18 protein-coding genes are annotated in these 21,975 nt (G+C 31.2%); 1 reads left to right on the top strand and 17 read right to left on the bottom strand.

Annotated features, from left to right (window positions below):
• Positions 1–16: 16 nt before the first annotated feature.
• The 13 genes from acsD to ACI48P_RS17710 all read right to left on the bottom strand — a co-directional run bounded on the left by acsD (position 17) and on the right by ACI48P_RS17710 (position 15,588).
• A complete protein-coding gene (gene acsD / locus ACI48P_RS17650; protein WP_475218175.1) occupies positions 17–961 on the bottom strand; it encodes an acetyl-CoA decarbonylase/synthase complex subunit delta in 945 nt (314 codons plus the stop codon).
• 19 nt (positions 962–980) lie between these two features.
• On the bottom strand, positions 981–1,751 hold the full coding sequence (locus ACI48P_RS17655; RefSeq protein WP_475218177.1) for an ATP-binding protein: 771 nt from the start codon (positions 1,749–1,751) through the stop codon (positions 981–983).
• A 58-nt stretch (positions 1,752–1,809) separates the two neighbouring features.
• The gene (gene lpdA, locus ACI48P_RS17660) at positions 1,810–3,201 is read right to left on the bottom strand and encodes a dihydrolipoyl dehydrogenase (RefSeq protein ID WP_475218179.1); all 1,392 of its coding nucleotides are present in this window, start codon (positions 3,199–3,201) and stop codon (positions 1,810–1,812) included.
• Between the two features lie 12 nt (positions 3,202–3,213).
• Positions 3,214–4,095: a methylenetetrahydrofolate reductase gene (locus tag ACI48P_RS17665; protein WP_475218181.1), complete on the bottom strand. Its 882-nt coding sequence runs from the start codon at positions 4,093–4,095 to the stop codon at positions 3,214–3,216.
• 33 nt (positions 4,096–4,128) lie between these two features.
• Complete coding sequence (locus tag ACI48P_RS17670; protein WP_475218183.1) at positions 4,129–4,800, bottom strand: methylenetetrahydrofolate reductase C-terminal domain-containing protein; 672 nt, start codon at positions 4,798–4,800, stop codon at positions 4,129–4,131.
• A gap of 45 nt (positions 4,801–4,845) precedes the next feature.
• On the bottom strand, positions 4,846–5,718 hold the full coding sequence (locus ACI48P_RS17675; protein WP_475218185.1) for a bifunctional 5,10-methylenetetrahydrofolate dehydrogenase/5,10-methenyltetrahydrofolate cyclohydrolase: 873 nt from the start codon (positions 5,716–5,718) through the stop codon (positions 4,846–4,848).
• A 96-nt stretch (positions 5,719–5,814) separates the two neighbouring features.
• A complete protein-coding gene (locus ACI48P_RS17680; RefSeq protein ID WP_475218187.1) occupies positions 5,815–6,447 on the bottom strand; it encodes a cyclodeaminase/cyclohydrolase family protein in 633 nt (210 codons plus the stop codon).
• A gap of 94 nt (positions 6,448–6,541) precedes the next feature.
• Positions 6,542–8,221, bottom strand: a complete 1,680-nt coding sequence (locus ACI48P_RS17685) for a formate--tetrahydrofolate ligase (protein WP_475218189.1) — start codon at positions 8,219–8,221, stop codon at positions 6,542–6,544.
• Between the two features lie 99 nt (positions 8,222–8,320).
• A complete protein-coding gene (locus ACI48P_RS17690; RefSeq protein ID WP_475218191.1) occupies positions 8,321–9,100 on the bottom strand; it encodes an ATP-binding protein in 780 nt (259 codons plus the stop codon).
• Positions 9,101–9,352: 252 nt separating this feature from the next.
• Positions 9,353–11,278, bottom strand: coding sequence for an anaerobic carbon-monoxide dehydrogenase catalytic subunit (gene cooS / locus ACI48P_RS17695; protein ID WP_475218193.1), 1,926 nt, complete (start codon positions 11,276–11,278; stop codon positions 9,353–9,355).
• A gap of 398 nt (positions 11,279–11,676) precedes the next feature.
• Complete coding sequence (locus tag ACI48P_RS17700) at positions 11,677–12,588, bottom strand: bifunctional enoyl-CoA hydratase/phosphate acetyltransferase (RefSeq protein WP_475218195.1); 912 nt, start codon at positions 12,586–12,588, stop codon at positions 11,677–11,679.
• Positions 12,589–12,681: 93 nt separating this feature from the next.
• Entirely contained in the window at positions 12,682–13,824 is a 1,143-nt protein-coding gene (locus tag ACI48P_RS17705) for a tetratricopeptide repeat protein (RefSeq protein ID WP_475218197.1), read from the bottom strand.
• Between the two features lie 9 nt (positions 13,825–13,833).
• Positions 13,834–15,588: a B12-binding domain-containing radical SAM protein gene (locus ACI48P_RS17710; protein WP_475218199.1), complete on the bottom strand. Its 1,755-nt coding sequence runs from the start codon at positions 15,586–15,588 to the stop codon at positions 13,834–13,836.
• Positions 15,589–15,766: 178 nt separating this feature from the next.
• On the opposite strand from ACI48P_RS17710, the gene ACI48P_RS17715 reads away from it, so the two are divergent.
• Entirely contained in the window at positions 15,767–15,967 is a 201-nt protein-coding gene (locus tag ACI48P_RS17715; protein ID WP_475218201.1) for a hypothetical protein, read from the top strand.
• 11 nt (positions 15,968–15,978) lie between these two features.
• Here the strand turns inward: ACI48P_RS17715 and ACI48P_RS17720 are convergent, their stop codons facing one another.
• The 4 genes from ACI48P_RS17720 to ACI48P_RS17735 form a co-directional block, all read right to left on the bottom strand.
• Complete coding sequence (locus tag ACI48P_RS17720; protein WP_475218203.1) at positions 15,979–16,902, bottom strand: hypothetical protein; 924 nt, start codon at positions 16,900–16,902, stop codon at positions 15,979–15,981.
• Positions 16,903–17,138: 236 nt separating this feature from the next.
• The gene (gene argS / locus ACI48P_RS17725) at positions 17,139–18,839 is read right to left on the bottom strand and encodes an arginine--tRNA ligase (protein ID WP_475218205.1); all 1,701 of its coding nucleotides are present in this window, start codon (positions 18,837–18,839) and stop codon (positions 17,139–17,141) included.
• A 92-nt stretch (positions 18,840–18,931) separates the two neighbouring features.
• A complete protein-coding gene (locus ACI48P_RS17730; RefSeq protein WP_475218206.1) occupies positions 18,932–19,375 on the bottom strand; it encodes a 2-thiouracil desulfurase family protein in 444 nt (147 codons plus the stop codon).
• A 40-nt stretch (positions 19,376–19,415) separates the two neighbouring features.
• The gene (locus tag ACI48P_RS17735) at positions 19,416–21,794 is read right to left on the bottom strand and encodes an endonuclease MutS2 (protein ID WP_475218208.1); all 2,379 of its coding nucleotides are present in this window, start codon (positions 21,792–21,794) and stop codon (positions 19,416–19,418) included.
• Positions 21,795–21,975 lie beyond the last annotated feature (181 nt).

Below are 21,975 nucleotides of genomic sequence, written 5' to 3' on the forward strand. Positions count from 1 at the left end.
TAACCTTACAATTTAATTAAGCTAATGCGTTAACTAATTCTTTTATAGTTTCTATAGATTTTGGATGACGTAATATAACTGCGTTTGCTCCACCAGCTAATGCACTTGTTGCTGTTGATATCTCCATTGCTATCCCTCTTTTTTCTACACATCCCCATGTTGGTTCATCTTCAACTGAAGCTACAGATTCTTTAACATTCCATACTTCATCACATACTGGTGTTATTATTGGCATTTGTAATGATTTATCATTTTGACCAAATGCAGCAAGTCTAATTCTATCCATAGTTGATGCAACATACTCATATCCATATCCAACTGCTGAACATCCTATATTCATAACTATATTTTCAGGTTTAACACCTAATTGAGTTAATAAAACGTTCATTTGCTTAGCAAGGTTTATATCTACTGAAGACTCAGCTCCAACCTTATGGCTATATGCCATTGAAGCCGCAGCTCCTACTGCTTTATAGTTTTCCTCTACAGCTGACATAAATAAACAGTTGTATCCATCTACAGCTTGAGCTACTTTTTCAAATAATTTTGAATCCTTTTCATGGTTTCCACATCCTGATATTACAAGTGGTAGTGAAATTGCTTCTGCTACTTCTTTAGCAACTTTTGCACAATCTTCAGGATCTTTGTCTAATCCATTTGGATCAGCTCCTTCAAATCTTAAGTTGATAAAATCTGCAGCTGAAGTTTCCTCCACATGCTTAGCCCATTTTACTGGACACTCTGCTACTTCTTTATACAATTCTTTGTATGAATCAGCCCATGCTTCTGGGTAAACATCTAATATTTGTATTCCTACCTTTGGTGAATTTCCAGTTTCTCCATCAAAACTATAAAATGGTAATACGCTTTCTCCACCTAATTTTATCGCTTTATCTCCTGTCCCTATTTCTACTTCTGATATCTTACCAGAATATTTTTGAACAGACATCTTAAATGCCATAGTTTTCTCCCCCTTAAGCCTATTTTAGTTCTAATTTGGCCATTAATTCTTTTATTGCCATTTTAGCTTTTGCATCTTCAGGTAGCTTTACTAGTGGTATTCCTGAAGAATCATATTCATATATCAATTCATCTAAAGGCACAACACCTAAAAGATCTAAATTATGTTTAGCTATTTCTTCCTTAACTCCATCATTTAATACTCCATTTGGAACCTTATTTACTATAAGGAACGTCTTCCCTACATTTAAATTAAGTTCTAATGCTAAATCTCTTATTCTTGCAACTGCTTGAATACTACGTCTTGAGCAGTCACTAACTAATAATAGTGAATCAACATGTTTAGTAGTCTTTCTACTTAAATGTTCCATTCCTGCTTCATTATCTATTACTAAGTAATTGTATTGACCTGAAATTTTATTTACTTGTTCTCTCATTATTCCGTTAACGAAACAATAGCAACCTTCACCTTCAGATCTTCCCATTACTAATAAATCATATCCATCTCCTTCTTCAATTATAGAATTCAATCTATATTGTAAGTATTGAGCTTTTGTCATCCCACCTGGGAATGAATTTCCTTGTTTTTCTCTTTGATTTACTTCTTCTCTAATTTCCCCTATAGTAGCTTCTACCTCTGCTCCTAGTACTTCATTTATATTTGCATTTGCATCTGCATCTACAACTAATACTGGACCTTTGTCATCTTGAACTAATTGATTAATTATAAGCCCTGTTAGACTTGTTTTACCAGTTCCACCTTTTCCTGCTACAGCTATAGTATATCCCATAAGATTTCCCCCTTATTTTGTCAAGACAGAGCTATAATCTAATTTCTCTCTGTCAAGCTTATGCTTTTGCTAGTTTTGGAGCTGCATGAACACATTCTCCATGAACATCATGAAGAGCTTCCATTAGTCCTTCAGATAAACTTGGATGAGCATGTATGCAATCACCAACTTGCTCTACTGTTAATCCTAGATGAACAGCTAAAGATAATTCTGTTAATAAATCTGTTGCATGAGGTCCTACTATCGAAGCCCCTATTATTTTGTCGTTATTGTCTGCTAAAATTTTAATGAATCCTTGGAAATGTCCTATGGCTTGAGCTTTTCCTAAAGCTCTAAAATCGAATTGACCTACATGATACTCTTCACCTTGTGCTTGAAGTTCTTTTTCTGTTTTTCCAACTCCAGCAACTTCAGGCTCTGTATATACACATCTTGGTACAGCTGTATAATTTACTGTTTTAGACTTGCCTAAAGCATTTTCTACAGCTACAATACCTTCTTTTGAGGCAACATGTGCCAAGAAAGGAGTATTTATAATATCTCCTATTGCATATATACCTTCTATATTAGTTTCAAGATGTTCATCTACTACTATTTTACCTCTTTCCATCTCTATTCCTAATTCTTCTATCCCACAGTTTGCTATATTTGGTTTTCTTCCAACAGCAACTAATGCGTACTGAGAAATGATTTGTTTTCCATTCTGAAGTGTCGATACTGCTTTCCCGTCAATAATTTCACAAGTCTGCACTCCTATGCCTGTTATTACTTTAATTTTATCCTTTTTAAACTGTCTCTGCAACTGTTTTGCCACATCTTTATCTTCATTTGGCAATATTTGGTCAAACATCTCTACTATAGTTACTTCAGTGCCTAAAGTCCTGAAAAACTGACCAATTTCGCAACCTATAACACCACCACCAACTATTAATAAAGACTCTGGTACTTCTTCAAGACCTAGTGCCTCATCACTAGTTATTACAACCTTTCCGTCGTAAGGGAACATTGGTGGTACTATTGGAACTGATCCATTTGCCAATATAATTTTATCAGCTTTTACTATTTCTACACTTCCATCTTCTTTAGTTACTTCAACAGTATTTTTATCAACTAATTTTCCAAAACCATTTACAAGTTCTACTCCTCTTTTTTGGAATAAAAACTCGATTCCGCTAATTAATTGATTAACAATTTTGTCTTTTCTTGTCATAATTGATAGGAAATCAGCATTAACTTCACCTTCTATATTAATACCAAAATCCTTTGCTTCTTTTATAGACATTAACATTGAAGAAGATGCTAATAATGCTTTAGTTGGTATACATCCTACATTTAAGCAAGTTCCTCCAACTCTTCTTTTTTCTATTACTGTAACTTCAGCTCCAAGCATAGCTGCTTTTAATGCAGCAACATAACCTCCTGGACCTCCCCCTATAACAGCTATTTTCATATTAAAATCCTCCTATAGTCCTGCTTCATCTAATATGGCTGGAATATTTTCTTCTGCTCCGATTGCCATTATGTGAACTCCATCACATAAATCTTCCTCTTGTAACTGTCTAATAAATTCTCCTGCCATCTTAATTCCTTCAGATACCCAATTCTCTTTACCTGCAGCTCTTAATCTTTCTATTTGATCATCTGGAACAAATATACCTGGTACATTTGCAGTCATAAACTTAGCCATTCCTGGAGACTTTAGTGGCACTATTCCAGCTAATAACTTACAATCCATATCTTTTGTAAGTCTTCTAAATTCTCTCATAGTCTCAATATCGTATACTGCTTGAGTTTGGAAGAACTTAGCTCCAGCGTTTATTTTCTTTTGCATCTTTAGTAGTTGAATTTCTATTGGTGCATACTCTGGCGTTACAGATGCCCCTAAGTAAAACTCCGGCGAACCTTTTAGCTCATTTCCAACCATATCTTTACCTGACATTAAAGTTCTTGCAGTTTGAAGTATACCTACACAATCTAAATCAAATACACCTTTAGCTTGAGGGTGATCTCCAACAACTGTATGGTCTCCTGTTAGAGCTAGCATATTATTAATTCCAAATACACCTGCTGATAACATTTCACCTTGTATTGCTATTCTATTTCTATCTCTTCCAGTTACTTGAAGTACTGGCTCAAGTCCTACATCTTTTAACAGTTTGCAAGTAGCTAGTGAAGTAGTTCTCATGACAGCAGATTGGAAATCCGTTACATTTGCCGCATGTACTCTTCCTACAACAGCTTTTGCACATTCTAGTAAGTGAGAAAGGTCTGTTCCTTTTGGAGGTGCCATCTCAGTAGTTACAGCAAACTTACCACTTTCTAATGTTTCTTTTAATAAGCTCATCTAAAATCCCCCTTTTTAACCTTATCAAAGCTTTTAAGCGTTAGCGCTTGCTTCTTTTTTCTTTATATTTAGGTGTCTTGGATTATTTTGTTTAGAGTAATCTTTAGGTGGTCTTATTTCTAACAGATTATCTAACTGGTTTATACTGTTTAATCTGTCATATATTTTTATCCAAGCGCAATCATTTTCACTATTTACTTCACACTTACCATTTTTAGCACCACCACAAGCACCGTTTAATAGTCCTTTAGCACACATTGTTACTGGACATATCCCTCCTGTCCATCCAAGTTCACATTCTCCACATGCTTTACAAGCTTCTGAAAATTCTCCAACTCTTTCAACCTCACCTATAAATAATGTGTTATTAACTGGATATACAGGAATATTTTTTGTATTTTTAACTATAGTTTGTGTTCCGTCCCCACAAGCTAAAGATAATATTGCATCTACATCCTTTAATTCTTCTTTTAAAGCTTTAATGTCTTTCTTACATTTTAGGAAATTACATGCTGGATCTAATAAAACATGCCCTAATACCTCTTTGCCTTCAGCTTCTAACTCAGCTTTAAAATCTATTAGTTCTTGTTCTCCACCTGTTTTACAAGTAGCTGCACATTGATTACAACCAACTAGAATTATTTTCTTAGCATCTTTAACAAATCCTAATACTTCTTCCAATGGTTTCTTTTCAGAAATTACCATATCTATTCCCCCTAAATTCGCTTATATTTAAGCAGTTGTAATTCTTTATTTATTATTTTGTAATTTACATGCTTTAACTACATGTTTGGCTAATATTGAAGTAGTTACCGAACCAACACCTGCAGGAACTGGAGTCACCATTGATGCTTTATCTAAAACAGAATTAGTATCTACATCTCCACATAAATTTCCTTCTTCATCAACATTTATACCTACATCTATAACTACTGCACCTTCTTTTACAAAGCTTTCATTTACCATTTTTGCTCTACCAACAGCAGCTACTAAAACATCAGCTTCTGACGTTACATCTGATAAATCTTTTGTTTTAGAATGGCAAATTGTTACTGTAGCATTTTCATTTAATAATAACATTGCAGCCGGTTTACCAACTACCATCGATCTTCCTAAAACAGCTACTTTAGCTCCCCTTAGATCAACCTCATAATGTTTTAATATCTCTACTACTGCAGTAGGAGTACATGGTGGGAACCCACTCTTGTCGCCTTCCATAACCTTAGCAGCATTTACTGGACTAAAGCAATCTACATCTTTTTCTGGTTTTATAACATACTTTATAGATTCTTCATCTAGTTGCTTAGGTAATGGCCTAAAGCATAAGATACCATGAACATCATTATCGTTATTTATTTTTTCTAATTCTTCTATATATTGATCTTGAGTCACATCTTCTGGTAATTCTATTACCTCAGTTACTATTCCTATATTTTCGCATCTTTTTAAAGCGCCTCTCTCATATGCTAAATCATCGCCTCTAGCTCCAACCCTAACAATAGTTAACTTAGGACTTATACCCTCTTTTACTAGTTCATTAACTTCTTTTATTAAATTTTCACTAATTTTATCCGCTACTGGTTTACCTTTTATTATTTGTCCTTTCGCTGATGCAACTTCCATATCCCTTGCCCCCTATATTTATTATTTTTATGTAATATATTTTGGGTCTTTTTAAATCTATAATTAAAGTATCATTCTACTGATTTTTCAAAATTATTATTTACCTAAAGCTATCTCAACCTTTGAGTAAACTTCATCACAAATTCTTACTCCATCCTCAACTAACTGGTTTACTTCTTCTCTTACTTTTTCTACATATTCTTGGTCTTTTATAGAATTAATGTTTATTACAACATTTAATTGACCACTAAGTATTGCTGCTCTTAAACACTGTACACCTACACCTACATCACTTATTGCAAGTCTTGATCCTTTATCAACAAGATCTTCGTGTAATTTTATTGCTTCATAACTAGCTCTTACTATATTTATTGGAACCTCACAAGCTACTTTGAGTGCTCTTTCCATAGTCTTCGCTTTAAATTGTTTTTCTTCATCTGTATTTGTTGGAAGTCCATATGCCTTAGATAAAGGCAAGAAGCATTCAGCATCTTGATCTATCATAGATAATAAATCTTTTTCAAGCTTTCCTGCTTTTTCTAGAATTGATTTTACACTGTCTTCGTACTCTGCGTACTTTTTCTTTCCTATTGTTAAATTGCATACCATACTGCCTAAAGCCATTCCTATTGCACCTACTAAAGCCGCTGCTCCACCGCCACCTGGCACTGCAGCTTTAGAAGCTAATACTTCTACAAACTCTACACAACTTTTTTCTGATATACTCATTAATTTTCCCCCTAATAATTATAAAAAGGTTTTCTATTGGTTTATTTTATAGTGTGTGGCAAAATGCCACACACTATTTTTTCTTATATTTTTATTAGAATAATCCAGCGATTACTCCATTTTCATCAACATCTATCTTTTCTGCTGCTGGAACCTTTGGAAGTCCTGGCATCTTCATTATATCTCCTGTAAGAGCAACTATAAATCCAGCTCCTGCTGAAACTGTTAACTGTCTTACAGTAATCTTAAATCCAGTAGGTCTTCCTAATACATTAAGGTCATCAGTTAAAGAATATTGAGTTTTTGCCATACATATTGGCATTTTTCCAAATCCTAAAGCTTCTAAGTTAGCTAATTCTTTTCTTGCAGCTGGAGTAAAGTTTACACCATCTGCTCCATATATCTTAGTAGCTATAGCATTTATTTTTTCCTCTATACTTAAATCATCTTCATAACAGAACTTAAAGTTATTTTCTTCTTCTTCTATTAATCTAATTACTTCTTGAGCTACTTCAACTCCACCTTCTCCACCTTTAGCCCAAACTTGAGATAAAGCAACATTTACTCCTAGTTCCTTACATTTAGCTTTTACTAAATCCACTTCAGCTTGAGTATCTGTTGGGAATTCGTTTATAGCTACTACTGCTGGTAATTTAAATACTTGAGTTATATTTTCAACATGTTTTAATAAGTTTGGAAGTCCTTTTTCTAAAGCTTCTAAGTTTTCGTTATTTAACTCAGTTTTAGGAACTCCACCATTGTATTTTAATGCTCTAACTGTAGCAACTATTATAACTGCAGATGGTTTTATGTTAGCCATTCTACATTTGATATCTAAGAATTTTTCAGCACCAAGGTCAGCACCAAATCCTCCTTCAGTTACAACGTAGTCAGCAAAATGCATAGCCATTCTTGTAGCAATAACAGAGTTACATCCATGAGCTATATTAGCAAACGGTCCACCATGAACAAATGCAGGTGTTCCTTCTAATGTTTGAACTAAGTTTGGTTTTAGAGCATCTTTAAGTAAAGCTGCCATAGCACCATTTGCTTTTAACTGAGCTGCTGTTACAGGCTCTCCAGCAAAGTTATATCCTACTATTATTCTTCCTAATCTTATCTTTAAATCAACTATATCATCTGCTAAACAGAAAGCTGCCATTACCTCAGATGCCACAGTTATGTCAAATCCATCTTCTCTAGCAACACCATCAGCTCTAGAACCTAATCCATCAACAACATTTCTTAATTGTCTGTCGTTCATGTCTACACATCTTCTCCAAGTTATTCTTCTAGTATCTATTTGAAGTTCATTACCTTGGTGAATGTGGTTATCAAGCATTGCAGCTAATAAGTTGTTAGCTGCTCCTATAGCATGGAAATCTCCTGTGAAGTGTAGGTTTATATCTTCCATAGGTAAAACTTGAGCATATCCTCCACCAGCTGCTCCACCTTTTATTCCAAATACTGGACCTAAAGATGGCTCTCTTAATGCAACTAATACGTTTTTTCCTAATTTAGCTAAACCATCAGCAACACCTATAGTTGTTGTTGTTTTACCTTCTCCAGCTGGAGTAGGGTTTATAGCTGTAGTTAATATAACCTTAGCTTTTTTGCCACTGTTGTCTTTTTTTAATAAATTATAGTCTACCTTAGCTTTATATTTTCCATATAAATCTAAATCGTCCTCTGTTAACCCTAACTTTTTTGCTATTTCTCTTATATCTTGAGGTGTCGCCTCTTGAGCTATTTGAATATCAGATTTGAATTCCATAACTGAATCTCCTCCCACAATTTTATTTATTTTTATAACACTACTAATATGTAATAGCGTTAAATTCTAGCAATTAGGATATCCTAACACCAGTCTTTATTACAGGTTTTGTAATGACATTAATCTGTCTTTTATAACTTTAACCTGATTTTTAGTTTCATTACTTGTGTCGTATGGAGATTGGTTTGATCTATCCGAATTTATTACATCTTGATTATAATAAATGAAACCTAAAGATTCACCATCTTCTAAATTACTTATAATAAATTCTTCATCTTCTTTATTTCTAACTTTGTTTCCTACTACAAATACTTTTTCTACACCAATGTCACTACTTAGTTTCTTAACTTTTCTGTATGTTTGTAAGCTTCTTTCACCAGGTTCAACAACTACTACAAAGGCATCTACACCACTAGCAGTCCCTCTTCCTAAGTGTTCTATGCCAGCTTCCATATCCATTACTACTACATCTTTATTTTGTAGTATTAAATGCGAGCATAATCTTTTTAACAATACATGCTCAGGACAAACACATCCAGATCCACCAGAATCTACTGTTCCTAATGTAAGTAATCTAACTCCATTATGCTCTTTACAGAAGTTTTCAGGAATATCATCTACTTTAGGATTCAACTTAAACATTTTATTAAAAGTACCTGTTTCAGCTGCTGTTCTTTCTGAAACTAACTTTTTCATTTCTGATATAGGAACTATAGAATCATATACATCCCTTGGAAATCCTAGTGCCAATGCTAAATTAGCATCTGGATCTGCATCTACAGCTACTACTCTATATCCATCTTCAGCAAACATTCTAGATAACATAGAAGAAAAAGTCGTTTTACCTACTCCACCTTTACCTGTTATTGCTATTTTCATATTATACCACCTTTTGCCATACTTAACTCAAATTTTTAAGTTATTTTGTAGATTTTTTATATTTTTACGAAGATTTTGTTCGTATATTATCGGTTTATTTATTTGTTTTTATCGAAAATAGTTAGTTTTTTAAGAACTAGCTATAATATAAATTTAGACATTAAAAATAAACTACAGCTAGCTCTTTCATGAACTACCTTCCATACAATCTTTTCAAAGTTGCATGCATAGTTTTAGTAATATATATAATTATTAAGCTTCTGCTACTACTTCAGCATTCATCTTTTCTTCAACTAATTTTTCAAAATGAATACGTTTCTTTTCTATATCTGCTATTATTGTTGCTGCTAACTCATGACAGTTAGTATTTACTGTAAATGTAGCTCCAACTTTATCTTGTAGTCCTTCTGTTAATATTTCTACTGTTCTAGAAGAGCCAGTTATTGGAGGTGCAATACCTAAATAAGTATCTATACCACTTGCTACAACATAGCATCCTATTGCAACTGCCTTTTCAGACATCCACTCTGGAGCTATACCTACAGCTGGTATATCACACATATCCATATCTAAATAGTTAGCACAAGCACCTACTACATCTAATATACGGCTTATATCAACACAAGATCCCATATGAAGTACTGGTGGTATATCTACAAGTTCGCAAACTGTAGCAAGACCTTTACCTGCATACTTCTTAGCTGCACTCTTATCCATTAAACCAAATTTAGCTGCTGCTTGAGCACCACATCCTGTAGTAACTACTAATATATCATTTTTAATTAATTCTTTTATTATTGTTATATGAGCTTCATTTGAAACTCCTTTTGCATTATTACATCCAACAACTCCAGCTGCCCCTCTTAATACTCCTGATTTTAAGCAGTCTACTAAAGGTTTAACTGTCCCTGTTGGGTCTATATAAGAGTTTACAACTCTATCTAGTTGAGGTATTATAGCCTCTACACTATATCCAACTGTTGCACTTGATTTTAATTCTGGGATTAATACTTTTTCTTTGTCTCTGTTCTTGAAGTTTAGTACTGCTTCTCTTACTATCTTCTTAGCATCTTCAAATGCTTGCTCTTCTTTAAATTCTATATATGTCGATCCTGTGATTTTTGCTTTTGGAGAAGTTGTTATGAATTTTGTATGGTAGCAATCTGCTACATATGATAAAGCTGGGAATATACATTGAACGTCAACTACCATAGCTTCTACTGCACCTGTTACTAATGCAAGCTCTTGTTGATGGAAGTCTCCCGCGATTCTTACACCATGTCTCATTGTAACCTCATTACCAGTACAGCACATACCAGCTAAGTTTATGCCTTCAGCTCCCATTTCCTTAGCTAATGCTACTAGTTCAGGGTCCTCTGAAGCTAAAACTATCATTTCAGATAATGTCGGCTCATGTCCATGTAATATTATATTTACTTTGTTTTCTTCTAATACACCTAGGTTGGCTTCAGTTGATCTTACTGTAGGAGTACCAAATAATATATCACTAAATCTAGTACCTATCATAGATCCGCCCCAACCATCTGCCATACTAGTTCTTAATGACATATGTATTAAACTATCTATATCAGAAGTACACCCTATATGTGTAGAATGCATTATTGTAGCTATTTCTCTATCTATAGCTCTTGGCTCTATAGCATAGTCTTTCCATATTTGTTGTCTTTGGGCTGGAGCATTTTTTAAGAATTTAGATACACCATATGGTTTACCGAATTCCATTAATCCTACTTCAGCAACTTCGTGAGCTATATCATAAATATCTTTTCCTTCAGTTTCTATATCCCATTCATTTGCTAAAGCTATTAATTTTCTTTCATCTCTTATTTTATAGTTACCATCTGGACTAGCTAGTGCCATAGTATGTGCTAAATCTCTAGCATGGTCTGAGTGAGCTGCTGTCCCTGCTGCAACCATTCTTGCAAAGTTTCTACCTACTATAGTGTGTTCATCTGCTCCACATAGCCCCCTTGGAGTTTTTGGAGTTATTCTACAAGGACCCATACCACATATTCTACAACAGTTTCCTTGAAGACCAAATCCACACTGAGCTTTAAAACCTAGTTTTCTATCGTACATTGTTTCTACGCCATCTTTTTCAGCCTTATCTAATAATACATGGCTATTTAAATCGATAGTCATTAATTTTTTATCCATATTCCTATCCCCTTTTTCTGATTTTTTTAAATCCATTAGGTGATAAAAAAATTATGTCCAAATCGTAAGACTTATTATAATGTATACAAACATAAGTCATCTACTTAGATTATATACTAATTTTTGGTAATTTGGGCTAAAATTTAAATATTTTTTTCACAATTTTATTTACAATAAAAAAGCTACATTTTGTTCTATTTTTATATGCAAAATAGGTGTTTTTTAATGTTTTTTTATAATTTTATAATAATATTTAGTTATTTTTTGTACTATTTTATTATTTTTTGTAAATAATCTTAGAAAATAGTTTTAAATAATGATAATTTTTTATCCAATTTTATTTTGCTACCACTATATATCATACCTATATAGCGGTAGTAGTAGATTTTACTTTAAATTTATATATTGTTTTTTGCTATTAAAGCTCCATATGCTATAGAATATAACTTTGATTCATGTGAATCTGCTCTAGAAACTAAAACTATAGGTGCTTTAGCTCCCATTACTACACCTGCTGATTTTGCATCTGCCATATAAGTAAATGCTTTACCTATTCCATTACCCATCTCAATTGTAGGTACTAATAAAACATCAGCATCTCCTTGTATCTTACTTTTAAACCCTTTAATTTCACAAGCTTCTTTAGAAACAGCTAAATCAAATGCTAAAGGACCTTCTACTATAACCCCTTCACCAAACTTTCCTTCTTCACATGCCTTAGATAGTAAATCTGCATCTACAGTTGCTTGCATTTTAGGGTTAACTTTTTCTTTTGCTGCTAAACAAGCAACCTTTACATCTTCTATGCCTAAAGATTTGGCTGCTTGTACTGCATTTTTAACTATTTTTTCTTTTTGATCATAATCTGGATATATATTCATACCACCATCTGTCAATAAAAGCAACTTATCATAATTGTTAAGTTGATATATCATAACATGACTTAACAGACTATCAGTTCTTAATCCATATTCTTTATTTAATACAGCTTTTAATAATACTGATGTATCTAATAATCCTTTCATTACAAAGTTTGCTTCTTTATTAGATACTAGTTTTACAGCTATCTCTGCATCTTCCTCAATAGTTTCACTATGTATTATTTTAATATCTCCTAATTCGAAACCGATTTCCTTAGCTATATTATTAATCTTTTTCGAATCCCCTACTAATATTGGTACTATTATTTCTTTTTCACAAGCATCTTTTACTGCCAGTAAAACTTCTTTATCTTGTGCTGATGCAACAGATAGTACAACCTTATTGTCACCTTTAAGTTGATCTAAAATCTCATTTAACTTTTGTATCACCTTAATGCCCCCTTATTATTATTATGTAATTATATGATAGCATATAGAAATAAAAAAAACTCCCTATAATTAAGGAGTTTTTGTGTTTAATATTTATCTATATCTATCAAGTTCTCTTAAACATGCTACTGTTATTTCATCTTGAGGATCTAATTCATATGCTCTCTCTATATAATAGATAGCATCATCTAAATCTCCATTGTTTAAGTATGCCATACCTAAGTTGCATAGTATTTCTGGATCTTCTTTTATTTTAGCTGCTGTTTCAAATAGTTCAATAGCTTTTTCTATATTGTAAGCTTCAGCTTCACATAACGCTAATTCTACCATTGTATCAACTTGATGAGGCTTCATTATTAATATTTTTTCGAAGTATTTTTTAGCTTGCTCTATTTCATTCATGTTCTTATATGCTAGTCCTATCATAAATAATAGATTCCACCAATCAGAATGATCTTGCTCTAAAGGTAATAACTTTTCTAAGCCTTCTTCACTTTTTCCTTGGAATACTAAGCTATATCCTTCTTCATATTGAACTTTAAAGTCCATCTTTCCTATATTTTCTTGTAATTCAGCAACTAAATCTGCATCTAGTCCTAATTTTAAAGCTTCTTCCCATATAACTTTAGCTTTAACATATTGTCCCTGGTTATAATAATGGTATCCTAAATGATAATATCCTAATGAGAAGTTTTCATCTATTTGAATTACTTTTTCTAATTTAGAAAGAGCTTCTAATAAGAATTTATTCATAGCTTCATCATCTGAATCTTTTTGGTATTGCTTAGCAACTTCTTGGCAAACTATAGCATAGTGATACATTCCATCTAAATCATCTGGATATAATGTAATTAATGCTTTAAGATATATTAAAGAATCTGTACATTCCCCTATTTCAAAGTATTTTCTAGACATATATCCCATATAAGATCTAATATCTAAATCTATCTTTTTTTCAAGTGCTTCTAAGAATTTTTTATATTCATCATTATACTTAAATTTACTATCTATACCTATTATGTATATCATTGCATCTGCAATAGACATAGAGTTTAATCTCTCTTGAGCTACTTTTTCTTTTATCCCTTTTACTAATACTTCATTTTTTATAGGTACATCTAATCCTGTTTTAGGTATTTCATAACCTTCTAGTTTAAATTCGCCATCGTGCTTTATCGTAATAAAAGCTAATTCTTCTGCTTTTTTTAATAAGTATTTTTCTATTTTAAAATTCATACTAACCTCCTATATTTCCACGCTGTAGGCCTTTGATTTTTCAAATATCTTTTTATCATCATATACAAATAAAATAACATTATCACATTTTTCTAATGTTGAATGTATATCATTTTTTAATTCTAACACATTATATTTAAAAGGCTCAAAGTGTACATATTTTATAATATGCTTAGCTGGAGTATTTACAAATCTAGGTAAATATTCTTCTAAATTACTTTCATTTTGTAAGAACATGTGACTTCTATTTTTTAACTCATCTACTTCTAGTTTATTGAAGAACTGAGGTACGTTTGAAGTTTTACCTAGTGATATATAATCGTACTTAAGTATATCATTAAATATTTCATTATTTACATTTATTTTTTCATTATAGAAATCTAATAAGATTTTGTATAATTGATTTTTACCTTGGGCCATATCAAAATATCCATTTTCATCAAAGTATGTCGCAAAATCTTCGAAGAATTTGAACGGACTTTCTTTATAGAAATTATGAATTATATATCTCATTGATAAAACATAATTTTTAGAGTTATAATATTTTTCAAGTATCTCTTCAATATCTTTAAGCTTTAAAATTTGAGAATACGTTATATAATCATTAAACAATATCTCATAAGGTGCATAGTCTTTGTATCTATATCCATGTTCATTAGCAGTATTTCTAACACCTGTACCTTTTATCATTTTTAAAAATCCTAATTGAAGATGCTCTATTCCTAGATTAAATACATCATTGAATGAATTTTCAAAGCTAGCATAATCTTCATATGGTAATCCAGCTATTAAATCTAAATGTTGATGTATATTTCTATATGAAGCTACTTTTTGAACTACATATGATAATTTTTTGAAATTATCTCTTCTTCCAACAGCTTCAAGAGTTTTTTCATTTGTAGATTGGACACCTATCTCAAATTGGAATAAACCTTCCTTACAATCTTTCAAGAAGTCTAACATATCATCATCTAATAAATGAGCTGTAACTTCAAAATGGTAAGTAGTATAATCATTGTCATTTTCCATTAAGAAATTCATTATTTCCATTGCAAACTTTTTATTTGCATTAAAAGTTCTATCTATAAATTTAATTTGAGACACTCTAGCATCTATTAAGGCTTTTAAATCTTTTTTAACTCTATCAATACCAAAATATCTTAATCCTTGTATTGTTGAAGATAAACAATATTGGCAGTTAAAAGGACATCCTCTTGATGTTTCATAATAAACAATTCTATTTTCATATTCTTTGGGATCTAAGTTTTCATAAGGACTAGGTATCTCATCTAAGTTTTGTAATAGTTCCTTAGGTTTGTTCACTACTATTTCATCATTATTTCTATATACAACACCTTCTACTTCTTCTATTGGCTTATCACCTTGTAAGTGCATAACCAAGTCTCTAAATACAAGTTCACCTTCTCCATATAATATATAATCAACAAATGAATATTTTTTCATTGCTTCTTTACTATCATAGCTAACTTCCGGTCCGCCTAAAGCTATTTTTGTATTCGGTTTTACTTTCTTTATGTTATCACAAAGCTTTACTATATCGTATACATTCCATATATATGTAGAGAATAGTATTATGTCATAATCGTTTTTGTATATATCTTTTAATATATAATCTAAATCATTGTTAATTGTGTATTCTTTAATATCTGCATCTACTAAATCTTTTACAAACTCTTTAAGATATCTTATAGCTAGATTTGTATGTATAAATTTAGAATTCAATGTCGTTAGTAAAATTTTCAAATATTTCACCTCTTTCTTAAGATTGTTATATCTATTACTGCTATTTATAGGTTAAAATAATATGTATATAAAATTCTTATATTTTAAAATTTATCATTTTCTACAAAAAAAGAAGGTTTTTTATTAGTTTTTGTAGAAATGTAAAAGATAAGTACTATGAGTAGAAAGGAAGTTATTTATGGAATTAATTGACCAAGTGTCTATCAACGCTCTATCTAAAAGAGATCTACTGCTTATTGTAAAAGCATTAGAGTACACTACAGAAAATACAAATCTACAAGATTTTATTGACCTTAGAAATAATATAGTAAAAGAATTATGCTTTTTAACTAGTACTACAGAAGAAGATTTTATTTCTTATCTAGAATCTTCAAACTAAAAGCTTAATAACTAAGATTTTTTAAACTTAAGTTCATATTCTCCAGATTTTGATTTAACCTTAACCTGAAGAATATTATTACTAAAAGTTTTTGATATAACTGTTATTTGATTTAGTATTGGGTCTATAGTAGTATCGCCTTCGTTAAGGCCTATTATGTTTCTTGGGTCTACTTTTTGGTTGTATATTTTTTTATTAATTTTATACTTCCTTAATTTTGTAATGTATTGGGACATTGATGAAATAAAATCTATATTGTCTATACCTAAATTGGTTTCCTCACCTAGTATAGATAGTATAGATTTTTTCATGCTAATAATTCCTGAATTTCCTACTTCTCTATCTTCTATGTAAATATCATATAGCACATTTAATATACTAATTATTATTTTATCGTCATCATAATCTTCTACTTTGTGTTCTATATACTTATCTATTTGTTGTATAGCATTTATTCTAGCCATCTGGAACTTGATCATAGCTACTTTGTCTAGTTCTATTGAAAAACCAATTATTCTTTCTTTTATGCTTTGTAATAGCTCTTCATATTCTATATCTTTATTTTCTAATAACTTATGCATCATAGCATTATATAACACTGAGCCTAACAAGTATTCTGATAAATATTGTTCTTTTTTAAAATACTTTACATATTTTTGTATTAAACTAATAGCTTCCTCTTCACTTTTTTGAATATTAGTATTAGATAATACTAATGGTAATAAGAGACTCATTATATTGTTGTACCCAGGTTTTTCACTATAAAATCTATAATAAATTAATTCATCTTTTAATCTGTTATTATCTACAAATACATACCTCTGTGTATTATCATCCACCAAACATTTTGTATTTATTATTATTAAATCCTTTAGACTCTTGTCTTCTATGTCAAAAGAAGCAATATAAGATTTCTTTATTATATCATCCTTCATAAATATTACCTTCCTCATGTAATACTCTACAATTATTATTTTTATCAAGTATAATATTTAATATACTTACACTAATCTGAGTGTTTTAAAAAAAAAGAGACAGCTTTAGTTAGCTGTCATAACAGGGGAATAGTAGTTTCCGAAATCTATTCATATCTACTATCTTACTTTAATTATAATATATTACATTTTTAGGTGTAAAGTATCACTTTTCGACATCCCTGTATCTTTTTTAATTACATCCTCTCTGGAGCATGCATTCCTAATAACTTAAGTCCGTTTTCTATTGTTTGTCTAGTAGCTTCAACTAAAGCAAGTCTAGCTTTTCTTAATTCTACATCTTCAACTACTATTGGGTTATCATGGTAGAATTTATTGAATGCCTGAGCTAAATCTAGAACAAATCTTGTTATTATATGAGGCTCATTCTTTCTTAAAGAAGCAACTATGCTCTTATTGAATGCTCCTATTAATTTTAATACTTCTGCACTATCTTCATTAGTTAATAGTTCATAGTTTATATCTGTACTAACTTCTTCATTAGCTTTTCTTAAAACTGCACAACATCTAGCATGTGTATATTGAACATATGGTCCAGTTTCTCCTTCAAAGCTTAATGTTCTTTCCCAAGAGAAAGTATAGTCTTTTATTCTACTGTTAGATAATTCTTGGAATACTACAGCTCCAACCCCAACTTGTTTAGCTATTTCATCAACATTTTTAGCGTCAGGATTTTTAGCTAGCATTGTTTCCTTAGTTTTTTCTATAGCTTGTTTTAAAACGTCTTCTAAGAATACTACTCTACCTTTTCTTGTAGACATAGTTCCTTCTTCTAGTGCAACCATACCAAATGGTACGTGTACCATATCTTTTGCCCACTCAAATCCAACAAGTTCTAAAACTTTAAATAATTGTTGGAAATGTAAGCTTTGTTGAGAACCAACAACATATATACACTTATCAAAGTTGTAGTTATTCTTTCTGTATACAGCTGCTGCTAAATCTCTTGTCATATATAAAGTAGATCCATCATTCTTTGTTATAAGAGCTGGTGGCATGTTATATTCTTCTAAATCAACAACATTTGTTCCTTGAGATTCTTTTAATAATCCTTTATCTTGTATTATTTTTATAACATCATCCATTTTGTCAGAGTAGAAACTTTCACCTGCATAAGAGTCAAATTCTATATCTAGTAAATCATAAACTCTTGCAAATTCCTTTAAACTTTCATCTCTGAACCATTGCCATAGTTCTTTTGCTTCTTGATCTCCGTTTTCTAACTTAGTAAACCAAGCTCTTGCTTCATCTTCCATTTCTGGCTTACTTTCCGCTTCGTCATGGAATCTTATGTATAATTTTAATAATTCTGGTATTGGATTAGCTTCTACTTCTTCTTTGCTCCCCCATAATTTGAAAGCTACTATTAACTTACCAAATTGTGTACCATAATCTCCTAAATGGTTTATTCTTACTGTATCATAGCCTTGAGAATCATATATCTTATATAATGCATTTCCTATAACAGTTGTTCTTATATGTCCTATGTGGAAAGGCTTAGCTATGTTAGGAGAAGAGAAATCTATTACTACTGCTTTATCTTTCCCTAAATCACTGTGTCCGTATTTTTCTTTTTGTGTTAAAACATCCTTTATAACAGTATCTGCTAACTGAGATTTGTTAACGAAGAAGTTAACATATCCGCCTAAAGGCATTACTTTAGACACTGCCCCTTTAGCTTCTATACTTTCAGCTAAATCAGCAGCTATCATGTTTGGTGCTTTTCTAAATACTTTTGCTAATTTAAAACATGGGAACGCATAATCTCCCATTTCTTTATTAGGTGGTGTTTCTAAAAGTTGTTCTATTTCTTCTATTGATAAGTCTTCTATCTTTTCTTTAAGACAATTGGCTATATATACCTTAAAATCTTGCATTGTATTGCTCCTCTCATTATCTCTTATTACCTTATGGTAAATCAATTCCTAAGTTTTTTCAAGATGTTTGCCATATTTACATATGTCGACATCTATAGTTCTTTTTCACTTATTACATTTATTCCATTACTTCTTAAAAGAGCTGTTGTAACTCCAGCACCTTTTTTCTTAATTCCACTAAAGGTACCATCATATATAAAGTTTGCTCCACAAGAAGGACTTCCTTCTTTTAATATAGCTTCTTTACAATTATATATCTGAGCTATTTTTAGACTTTCTTGAGCTCCTTTTAAAAAGCAATCAGTTACATTTTGTCTTTTATTGTCTACCACAGAGCTTCCACCTTTTAATACTGCATATCCATCTAATGAAATTATTTCAGCTGGATCTCTAGGTGTAGATAGTCCACCTAACTGTTCAGGGCATATTAGTGTGAACTCTTTATCTTTTAAATATTCTATTACATTAGTATTTTTATTATTATCACCAGTATACTTACAATTTATTCCAAGTAAACATGCAGAAACTAATATCATAAAACTTCCACCTTCTTAAGTAAAAATTTACTTTTCTTTATTACTTAAATGTTACTACTGTAACTCCTGCGCCGCCCTCACCGTACTGGCCAGGTCTTTGACTTTTTACATGCTTATTTTTTCTAAGAACTTCTTGAAGTCCATTTTTTAATACTCCAGTTCCTATACCGTGTATTATTGTAGCAAACTCAAGACCTGCTACACAAGCATCATCTAAATATTTTTCTACTTCCATTATTGCTTCTTCTAAGTTAAGTCCTCTTAAGTCAACTTCACTTTTTACATTTCCTGATTTAGATTTTATAATCTTTCTAGTAGTTTTTGTAACTGTAGTTTTCGGATCTTTCTTAGCTCTTTCTAATGATTTAAATGGTAGTGTCATTTTCATTATACCAAGTTGAACTACAGCTTCTTTCTTTCTCTCATCAACTGATACTACTGTACCTTGTTGATTTAATGTTATTACTTTTACTTCATCTCCAGCATTTAAGTTCTTTATTTCTTTTCCAGATACCTTAGGAACTATCATACTCTTAACTGTTGGTTGTAAGCTTCCCATAGAATTAGTTAATTCTTTTCTAAGCTCTTCTATTTTTTGATTCTTTTCTTTAGAAGCTCTTTCTTCTTCTAAACGTCTTAACTCTTTTATTATTTGATCTACTTCTTCTTTAGCTTGTCTAGTTATGCTAAATGCCTCAGATTTAGCTTTTTCTATCATTTTTTCTTTTTGAGCCACCATCTTTTCTAGCTTCTCATCATATTCAAGTTTTAATTTTTCTATTTGAAGTTTTAGCTTTTCCGCTTCTCGTCTTTCTTCTTCTGCTTTGATTCTGTTCTTCTCAACATTTTGAAGAACATCCTCAAGAGCTATATTTTCAGTATCTATAAATTCTTTAGCTCTAGTGATTACATAGTCGTTTAATCCTAATTTTCTAGATATTTCAAAGGCATTTGATTTCCCTGGAACACCTATAAGTAATCTGTATGTTGGGCTTAAAGTTTCTAAGTCAAATTCTACCGCGGCATTTTCTACACCGTCTTTAGTTAATGCATAGTTTTTAATTTCACTATAGTGAGTCGTGGCTATACATTTAGCTCCTGCCATCTGTACATCTTCTAATATTGCTATAGCTAGTGCTGCCCCTTCTATAGGGTCTGTACCAGCACCTAATTCATCAAATATAACTAATGAATCTTGTGTTACATCTTTTAATATAGATACAATATTTGTCATGTGTGAAGAGAAAGTAGATAAACTTTGTTCTATACTTTGTTCATCTCCAATATCCGCAAATACATTATCATATACACACATGCTACTTCCAAAATCAGCTGGTATATGAAGTCCACTTTGCGTCATAAGTGCAAATAGACCTACTGTTTTAATTGTTACTGTCTTACCACCTGTATTTGGACCTGTTATAACAAGTGTATGGAAATCTCTACCTAAATAAACTGTATTAGGCACTACCTTATCTCTATCTAATAATGGATGCCTACCTTTTTTAATATTAATATACTTATCAGTATTTAATTCTGGCTCTACAGCTCTCATATCAACAGATAATTTACCTTTTGCAAATGCAAAATCTAACTTACCTAAAATCTCTTGGTTAGATATTAGCTCATGACTTACTTCTCCTACTAAAGATGATAGCTCTGCTAATATTCTTTCTATTTCTTCTTTTTCAGCAAGTCTAAGCTGTCTTAACTCATTATTCATATCTACTATACTCATAGGCTCTATAAATAGTGTAGCTCCTGATGAAGACTGGTCATGTACTATACCAGAAACTTGAGATCTATATTCCGCTTTTACAGGCACTACAAATCTATCTCCTCTTACAGAGATTATGGCATCTTGTAAATATTTTTGATATGTCGTTGATGTTATTATTGAGTTTAATTTAGATCTAATAGATTGATTTTTTTGTACTATTCTTCTTCTTATATCTCTAAGTGTAGATGATGCATTGTCTGATATCTCTATTTCACTTACTATTGCATTATATATTTTGTCTTCTATATCTCTATACGTATATAATGAATTTGATAATCCTTGAATTATAGGATAATTGAAATCTTCTTCTTCGCTTCCCGCTAAGTTATTTTTTACTATTCTTGCAGCTCTCAAAGTATCTGCTATAAGTATTAAACTTCCCGGATCTAAAGATGCTCCTATATCTGCTCTCTTTGCTTTATCTTCTATATCGTGTATACCTGTTAAACCTATAGTCCCCCTTTTAATAAATATAGCTTGAGCTTCACTCGTTTCCTCTAGCATATATTTAACCTCTTCAAAATCAGAGCTTGGAGTTAATTTTTCTATATATCTCAAACCTAAAGAAGATGAAGCTTTTTTCTTTAATAAATCTATGATTTTATTAAATTCTAAAACTCTTAATGATTTCTTATTCATGCTTCCTCCTACAATATGTAATTATTTAGTTTATTTTATGTATTTTTGTATTATACTATTTATATAGCTATTTATATATTATACATAATCACAGTTTATTTGTAATAAAAAAATCGGCATTTTTAATACTTTAAAAGAGATTTTTTTATTATTATTAACCTAAAATAGCTATTTTAACTTA

The sequence above is a fragment of the Romboutsia sp. LXY-2 genome (genome assembly GCF_056171995.1).